The sequence below is a fragment of the Flavobacterium sp. PL12 genome, assembly GCF_039123485.1.
GTDB lineage: Bacteria > Bacteroidota > Bacteroidia > Flavobacteriales > Flavobacteriaceae > Flavobacterium > Flavobacterium weaverense.
This window is the reverse complement of the sequence record NZ_JBANDI010000003.1, coordinates 1-8,831: the sequence shown is the minus strand read 5'-3', so window position 1 is coordinate 8,831 and position 8,831 is coordinate 1. Positions and strand designations below refer to the sequence as shown.

Genomic DNA, 8,831 nt, shown 5'->3' with positions numbered 1-8,831 from the left:
AGTAAGTATTAGTTTCTAGGCAAGCTATACCTAACACCCTCTTTATACTTTACAATAAAAGCATCTTTGATCCCTTTCGTAGTTATTTTAAATTTCATTTTTTTTGCCTCGTTAAATGTTTTAAATTTTCCTGAAGTATACCTAATTAGATCATCCTCTGTTAATTCATAATATATCGGTCGAAACACCTCAAGGCGGCTCGAAGGCACATAATTTTTAAAAGCTCCTATCTGCACGCTAAAAAAATCTTCTTTATTATCAAAAATTCTTTCGAAAGAGGTATTTTTTTTGCTGCTAATTTTTGCTAACTTGGTAATAACATCTTTTTCATCCTTGTTTGCTTTTTCATCAATTGATGCAGATTGGTCAACTATTTTTCCATTTTGATACTTGACGATTGAAGTTCCTAGAATACCTCTGAAAGTTAAGACGTTTTTTGCAATAACAGCTCTTTCTTTCGAATCAAAAATCCCATAAAAGTACTGCACGCTACTACTTGATAAATCTTCATAAAAAACAGTGTCAAGATTTTCTAATTTTTTAGGCAGGTTGTGATCTTTATACACACCAACTTTTATAGTGTAAAAAACTTTTTCAGCATCAATTATGTGCGCAAAAGGTTCGGCAGTTTTATTATTTAATAAATTTACAATTGGTGCTTTAATAGCAATTTTCGCTGTAGCCAAAGCAGCTTTTTCGCTTGAATCCTTAGCTGTAATATGAAAATTCAATCCCTCTAGAACCGTTCCGTCTTCAGATACTTCTATGGTAACTTCGTGTGATAAAGGACTAGATTGATATTCTAAATTTTCTAATTGTCTGGCATCTGCAAGAACGGTATACTTTCCAGGTTTCAGTCCTAAATAATTAAAATAGCCATCTGATTCACTTAATACTTCGGCAACTTTCTTCCCGCCTGAATTGAATATCTGTATAGAAATTCGACCTAAACCTTTTGACTGATTTGCTGTATTCAAAAAAACTGTACCGCCTAATTCGCCCATAACTACAATAGGTACTTCTACTTTCTTGTACTGATTTGGATCTACTAAAACTTGGTACCTATGATTTCTAAATCTCCATGAAATATTTTCCAATTCTGCATCTGAAAATCCTATATTATATTTTACAAAGGCATTCAAATCGGAAATTCTTACAATAGAATCTTTTGCACTGATAATTGCCTTAGCTCCAGATACTTTTACTTTACTTAGTAAAACTATTTTTTCTCCATCATCACGTTTTCCGTTTTGATTAAGATCTAAAAATGGATATAATAAAATACCTCCCTTACCAAGAGCTGAATTATTTCCTTTATTTATATAACCATTATCGCCTCCAAAGGCTAAACTACCTTGTACCCCTTGAGCAAAATTTATATTGTTATTTGCATAGGTCGCTGATATATTAGTACGCGCGTAAGGTAGATCATATTTAAAATTAAAAAATAAATTATCTGTTGAAAACTGTACATTGCGTTCATATGAGGCAGAAAAATACATTTTCGCCAAACGCTTTTCAAGATCGGCTCGAAAACGTATCATATTAGAATCACTCACATTGTATTGAAGCGAGGGCCTAATTGTTAATCCATTTCGCAAGCGATGTGAAAAAACAAATATTGTGCTTATATATGGATCTTTATCGGTAATCCAGTTAGATGATAATGAAACATTGGAAGAATAATTTTTATAGTGACCAGAAAAAACAGCATTAAACTGATTGAAATTGAAAGTGTCGTAGCCATATTGCATAAAATTAAACTGTGTACTACCTGAAATTTTCGAACCTTTAAATGGCAATGTCAATTGTACCTTAAGCTCTTCGTTAGTTATATTCAAAGTGGCTTTCTGACCTTCGACATAATTAATATAATCAACCTCTAAAAATGTACTTTGTCCAAAATAATAATTTAACAAACCGCCATAGCTAACACCATTTGCATATTTCATTTTAAGAACCATTTTAGTAAATGGTTGAAACGAAACATTAGCAAACGGAATAGCTGGATTATCAACTAGCGATGACAAATACTCGACACCACCACCAACAGTTAGGGATCTAGTTATACCATAATTAACTTCTCCTCGACTAAATTGACTCCCTCTATCATCTTCTAATACGCCACCCGTTACGTTGTATTCCATAACATTTTTAGGCATAAAAGTATATGGAGTGTTCATGGTACGCTCTTCTACACGCTCTTCTCCTAATAGTCCATAAAATTTAAGTTTTAATGTCGTGTAACCATATATGATTGGGACCTCAAAAACATACAATCCAGAAGCATCAGATGTAGTATAATTCACAAGCACATCGTTTAAATAAAGCTCTACCGTCCAGTTAGGCTCAGTATAATCTCTAATAATATAAGATCCTTTTGCCTTTCTAATGGTATTAGGTGAATTAGTAAAAGTTGCTCCAACTAAAGGCGCTCCTAAAAATGAAATACTTTGGACTGGAATCTTTCCTGCTTGTGCTTGCTTTATAAACTTGCTATCATTATCAACCCATCGCCAATTGTAGTACAATTGTCTACGATCAAACTTTACTTTATCATAATACGCGAAACCTACTTTGACATCACCGTATAACAACTCCGTACCTAAACCAAGTGCGTAATTATTAAATGACTTTTGCCCAGCTATTTGACTCAAATTAACTGCCCAATCTACCGCCAAACCATTTATCAAATGGTAGTTTCTACCGATAATAGTATCTGATTTTATTTCATTTTGTGACTGTAATGACGACACATTTTGTCTAATTTTTTCTAATCTAGCCTTTTTTACTAACGGTAGCTCAAAATCAGCATCCATTACAATCGATAAAGAGCGGTAATTAAATAACATATTAAAACCAAACGCTTCATTTAGTACGGTCGATTCTACAAATATTGTACCGGACTCTTTAGTAAATCCGTTAGGTGAGCGTATTAGATTTTCATCAATAGTGATTTGCTTTTCTTTAAAGTCAATCGTGTACTGCCGATTTTCGTTTTCTATAAAACCTGTAAATTTATCATCAGTTCTAACACATAAAATTCCTAATTTATTTAAGAAATCATTTACATCGATATAAACTCTGTTTCGATCAGTAATAAGAACGTCCGACTCTATCTTCCCATACCCTTTGATAAAAATCTCTACTGGAATTTCATCTGTTGAAACTATGGGATCTAATTTTATAATTTTATTTATAGGAACTTCTGCAGCTTGACCAATAGAGAAAATCATGAAACTAAACAACAAAAACAGCGTCGTACACATTTTTTTTGCACGTCGTCCTGATAGAATTTTGAAAGTATTTATTTTTGTTGATGTCATTATTGCTGGGTAAAAGTCATAGGAAAAATTCCAGTATAAACTCCTTGTACAGCATTAGCCGGCACAATAAGGGTACCTCCAGCTCGAAGTATTGTTGTAAAAGTACAGTTTGTATCAACTGCAAACGAACTACCATTTGTCAATACTTCACCTAATCCATCTCTCTTCGCTTCACCAATTATTAATTCTAGCTGACCACCATTACTTCCATTAATATTAACAGAGTAGATATTACTTAATGTAACGGTCCTACCTTGACAAAGCTTAATTTCGAAAATCGCAGGGGTTACAGAGCTGCTATTAACAGAAATTACTCCACCAGTTGTACTAACAATTCCTTGAAAGTCTACTTTTATAGATCCAGCACCAGTGACATAGAATGTACCAAAATCCATAGGTTGTGTAGGAACAACTGTGATTTCTCGTTGCGGTAACCCGGGCTGTGCATTTGAAATAGTTATAAAAAGAAAAGACATTGCTAATAATAGCATATGTGGAAGTCGGTTTATATTACTCTTTATCTGTATCATTATTCATTCTAGTTTACTGAAACGTAAAACAAAAAACCTAACGAGAAATGGATTTATAAGTTTAAATCACCTTGTGCAAGAATTTTTTTACTTTCGTTTTCGGTAAATACAACTTTAAATGACCCTCCTGTGAAGTTCACATTAGTTGGTACATTTAATTTAATATTCATATTACGAAGATTACCTGGAAGATAAAGTCCGATACCTTTAACATTTCCTACTTCATACACCTTGCTATTTGGTGCTGTGTAACTAACCGTAAAATCCCCGTAAGCAGACATATTGCCAGTTCTAGTTAATTTGCAAAATAGGAAATTTTCCTGATTTTTACTTTTCGAATAAGAAATATCAGAAATAGATAAAGAAGTATTGTTTTCTCCTTTTCGAATTAAGCAAGCTATAGAAATACCAAAAACAGCCTCAAGTTTAACAGAAAGCGCAGACTCTTTTGCTTTAGTTGCTTTCCCTAATGCACTATTTTCCTGCTCAGCTCTAAAATAGAGGTGGGATCGATATTCCCCATCTGCAATAGTATCTGTATTATACATTTGCACTTTAAGCATTTGCGATTCATTTGGTCCCAATTTTACGATACGAGGATAAAGGCGCACATAGGGTGAAGCAAACTGCAAACCTGCTTCTTCCTCTTGTATAGATTGTAATTCTCCCTTTTCATTCATCTTATATTCAATAAACGAAATATTATACACTGCACTATCTTTTCCAGTATTTGAAAGTATTAACTTCTCTATCTTCTTCTTTCCATCGAATACAATACGTTTAGGATGTATTACTAAGTTTCCTTGAGCTACTAATGTACTGCCAAAAGAGATAAAAAAATAAAATAAAATCGTGTATCGAAAGAGATACGTAAATAAAGAGGGAAACTTAATTTCTGTATTCATTCCAATTATCATTTAGAAATTGATTGTATAAGACCAGAAAAACCCAAATACACAGCGCGTTGCAGTATTTGGGTTAAATCTTACTATGTGACTTTTTAATTATAGTTAACAGTAACTTTCAAGTCAGTTGTATTAGTATATACTCCTTCTAATTGAGCTCCCACTAAATTTAATGTACCACCTACAGAGATATCTTGTGTACCTCCCGTAAGCGTTCCAGTAGCACCTACACTATTACCAATATTTGTTACTTGCATTACACTTGTCGTATTTGTGTGTGTAAGCGTTATAGCGGTTGGTATACTAATAGAATAAGCATAACCAGTATTACCAGTAACAACAAATTTTGCAGAAGTAATTGTTCCAGGAGTTGCAGCCGAAAACGAGGCTCCACCTGTTGCAGATCTCACATTTGCATTACTTAAAATAACAGTTCCGTTCGTACCATTTGTCGAAATATCACCAAAATTCATATCGACCAGTTTAGAAATGGTAAGAGGTGTGATAATAGTAGCAGTTGCAGTTGCTACTGGGCTAACCACGGTTTGAGCATTTGCATTGCTTGACAATGCCGCGATAATTAATATCGCTAAAAGTGTAATTTTTTTCATTTCAGTAAGTTAAAAATTTATAAATTTCAATGGGGATAGAGTTATTACTATAATAACGAAACAAATATAAGTTGAAAAATACAAGAAATTGATAAAAAAAAATAATTAGAAGATATATCCGTCAAACTACATGTTTTAGATGCTTTAAGATAATAAAAATAAGTAAAAAACTATAATAATATTTTTTTTTGGAATTTCGAACTCTATAATAAATACATAAAATAATACTAATTGTTTATCCATAACGCCAAAAATACATTAAATAACTAAACGCTCACATAGCAGGCAAATAAGATTACGACTAGGAAAATTACTTATTCTTCGCAGTTCCCAACCAATTACTTTCAATCAATTTTAGCGTACCTTCTTCTTTAAACCTTAGTAAATCAACATTAAGCATAGAAGTGAGATTAGACTTTAAAGGAAATGCGAATCCATAACCTTGCTTATGATATTCAGTATCGGATAAAATTAAGCTATCGTCAGGATTTTTATCCAAAAAGTACTTAATTTGTGGTCTATCAAAAACCACTGCCGCAACTTCTTTATCTCTAAGTAATTTATACCCTTGCTCCAATTTATCTATTAAAATTACCATACCACTATAATCTTTCACGAAATCAACGCTAGGCGAATCTTTAAGAACAGCTATTTTTCGATTTTGAAATTGTTCAGCTGAAGAAATAACAGTTTTATCTAAACCAGATAGAGTTAAAGAACTTGCTATTCCCGCAACCATTGTTGTAGCAAATAAGATAGAGATAATCATCCAAGAACCTGCAACAATCCTACCCATTAGAGTTACAGGTGCAATATCGCCATAACCAGTAGTAGACATAGTAACAATTGCACACCACATTCCATTCGCAATTCCCTTTACAGGTTCATGTGGAAACTGGTCGGGTGATGCATTACGCTCCGCTAACCACAGCAATGTTCCAACACATCCTAAAATAAATAAAAAGATGAATAAAGCATATAAAAGATCTATGGTTAACAATGGAGCAATTCGGTCAAAAATGGTTGGAGCACCAACTCGCGATAGAATAGATAAACTAGACTGAAAATAGGGTTGAGAAAAGTCAATCAGTTCTGCTCTTTCAGAAGTAATACTCACAGGACCGACTAGTACGTCTAATTTCCCTTTTTGTAGATCATCAATTGCTTTGGATATGTTGTTATAAGGAAAAACAGTATAACTCAAATCATTATCTTTAGCTAATGAATGCCATATTTCAACCGAAATACCAGTCCAGTCATTTTGATTTTTTACAACGAAAGGTTCTGACCCAGCGTAACCAACTTTTAGATCCTTCTTTAAGAAAGAATCGTCCAGTAGCGCAGTCTCTTGACTGTAGAAGTGAAGTGAAGTAAATAGTAAAAAGAAAGTGATAAAGAACTTTATAGGAATAGTCAAAATTTATATATTAAGTGAGTAAATGGTAATTTGCTAAAATACAAAACTTATATAAAAACAAAAAACCTTGACTCACAAGAATCAAGGTTTCGAATAAATTTTAATGGTAAGGATTGAATTAGCTGTATCTTCCAAGGTAATTCAAAGCTTAAAACTCTTCATCTTATTAATGAAGGGTTTTTAAAGAAAGGCGACGCCATACTCTCCCACATAACTGCCTTGCCATCTGCACAGTCATGCCGGAGTCTCGGGATTAACTTCTCGGTTGGGTAAGTATTTAATTAATTTTTGTTGAAAATGTATAGTCCTAAAAAACCCATTCAGATAAATGAAAAGGGTTTTTATAGAGAGTCAACGACATACTCTCCCACATAATTGCAGTATCATCTTCCTAGGCGTCCCAAGTTTCGGGATTAACTTGGATCAATCCTAAAAGTTGGGGAGGAATGAAAGATTTCCTAATTTAGCTGATTAAAAGAACAAGCTTTGGAGAATTACATAGAACTTTTAAAACTGATCCTTCCTGAATTAATTGTGGAACACTTTGATTTGGTCAACACCAAAATCGAACAAGAGAAAATGCATCTATTCTTTGAAGAAAAAAGTACTCCTCCAAAAGAATATAATAACAGACAACTTGTCTCCAAAGGTTTCTTAAATGAGATTACTATTCAAGATTTTCCACTACGAGGAAAACTTGTTTACTTACACATTAAAAGACGACGCTGGACAGATAAACAATCTCAAGAAATCATCCAGCGTGATTGGAATATAGTAGCACAAGGTACCCGCATGACTCATGAGTTTGCGGATTTTTTAAAAGAAATTAATAGATACTAAAGCAAACGACTGTCATACTATCGGATCATTCTTTGGTGTGAATGGTAAAAAACTACAACGACAATACAAAAAAAATCTTAGTAACTTTTATACGTGGGAGCAACGTGAACACGCTAATGAGTGGCTAATTTTTCCCGAAAACATTGGAAGCCATTTATCCATAGACGAAGTAAACCTATCAATGGGAGAACTTTATACGGTAGTCACCAACAAGGCAGGTAAAGGGAAGAAAGGATCTATTGTTGCTATTATTGCGGGAACTAAAGCAGAGGTTGTTATAATCCATTTACAAAAAATAGATTTTAAAAAACGCAATCAAGTTACAGAAATCACCCTGGATATGGCCAATAGTATGAAGTTAATTGCTAAAAAATCCTTTCCAAAAGCAAAACAAGTAACCGATAGATTCCATGTTCAAAAACTAGCATTAGAAGCTGTACAAGAAGTCAGAATCAGATTAAAATGGGATGCTTTAGATCAAGAAAATTCAGCTGTAACTAAATCTAAACTTAATAAAACGCCATTTATTTCTAGAGAATTTTCAAATGGAGATACTGCCAAGCAATTACTAACAAGAAGTAGATTTCTATTGTATAAAAGTCCTAATAAATGGAGCGATAGCCAAAAAGAAAGAGCCACAATCTTATTTGAAGAATATCCGGAAATTAAAACTGTTTATTATTTAAGTCAAAAATTGCGAAACATTTACAACAACAATACAGATAAAACTGTTGCTATTACAAAATTAGCGCATTGGTATAATGATGTAGAGAACTTTGGGATTAAAAGTTTTAACACCATTATGAATACTGTAAAAATAAACTATGATTCTATCTTAAACTATTTTGATAAAAGAAGTACAAATGCTTCAGCGGAATCCTTTAATGCAAAAATAAAAGCCTTCAGAAATCAATTTAGAGGAGTCAGAAAAGTTGAATTCTTCCTATTTAGATTAACTAAGTTATTTGCTTAATCCCCAAGGTTTGTTCTTGATCCCAATTCCTCCCCAGGCTTTGTTCTTGATCCGTTTTAATTAAATATAATGAAAAGGATTGGTACAATATAAACTCCCAGCTTTTTATAAAACAAAAAACCCTATCCAAATACATGAATAGGGTTTTTAAAGAAAGGCGACGACATACTCTCCCACATAACTGCAGTACCATCTGCGCAGGCGGGCTTAACTACTCTGTTCGGGAAGG

At 33.1% G+C, this 8,831-nt stretch carries 7 protein-coding genes; 2 read left to right on the top strand and 5 right to left on the bottom strand.

The window, feature by feature from the left end; all coding sequences use genetic code 11:
* Positions 1-8: 8 nt before the first annotated feature.
* The 5 genes from RCH19_RS02130 to RCH19_RS02110 form a co-directional block, all read right to left on the bottom strand.
* On the bottom strand, positions 9-3,326 hold the full coding sequence (locus RCH19_RS02130) for a carboxypeptidase-like regulatory domain-containing protein (RefSeq protein ID WP_343021824.1): 3,318 nt from the start codon (positions 3,324-3,326) through the stop codon (positions 9-11).
* Positions 3,326-3,856 carry a DUF4402 domain-containing protein gene (locus RCH19_RS02125; protein WP_343021823.1) on the bottom strand — a complete coding sequence of 177 codons (531 nt, stop codon included), beginning with the start codon at positions 3,854-3,856 and terminating at the stop codon, positions 3,326-3,328. Before RCH19_RS02125 ends, RCH19_RS02130 begins: the two co-directional genes overlap by 1 nt.
* Positions 3,857-3,909: 53 nt before the next feature.
* The gene (locus RCH19_RS02120) at positions 3,910-4,761 is read right to left on the bottom strand and encodes a molecular chaperone (protein ID WP_343021822.1); all 852 of its coding nucleotides are present in this window, start codon (positions 4,759-4,761) and stop codon (positions 3,910-3,912) included.
* Between the two features lie 95 nt (positions 4,762-4,856).
* Positions 4,857-5,372 carry a DUF4402 domain-containing protein gene (locus RCH19_RS02115; RefSeq protein WP_343021821.1) on the bottom strand — a complete coding sequence of 172 codons (516 nt, stop codon included), beginning with the start codon at positions 5,370-5,372 and terminating at the stop codon, positions 4,857-4,859.
* Positions 5,373-5,682: 310 nt separating this feature from the next.
* A complete protein-coding gene (locus tag RCH19_RS02110; protein WP_343021820.1) occupies positions 5,683-6,789 on the bottom strand; it encodes a transporter substrate-binding domain-containing protein in 1,107 nt (368 codons plus the stop codon).
* 486 nt (positions 6,790-7,275) lie between these two features.
* Here RCH19_RS02110 and RCH19_RS02105 point away from each other — a divergent pair, with 486 nt between their 5' ends.
* Positions 7,276-7,629 carry a transposase family protein gene (locus RCH19_RS02105; protein ID WP_072992690.1) on the top strand — a complete coding sequence of 118 codons (354 nt, stop codon included), beginning with the start codon at positions 7,276-7,278 and terminating at the stop codon, positions 7,627-7,629.
* A gap of 37 nt (positions 7,630-7,666) precedes the next feature.
* Positions 7,667-8,602 carry a transposase gene (locus tag RCH19_RS02100; RefSeq protein WP_343021819.1) on the top strand — a complete coding sequence of 312 codons (936 nt, stop codon included), beginning with the start codon at positions 7,667-7,669 and terminating at the stop codon, positions 8,600-8,602.
* Positions 8,603-8,831 lie beyond the last annotated feature (229 nt).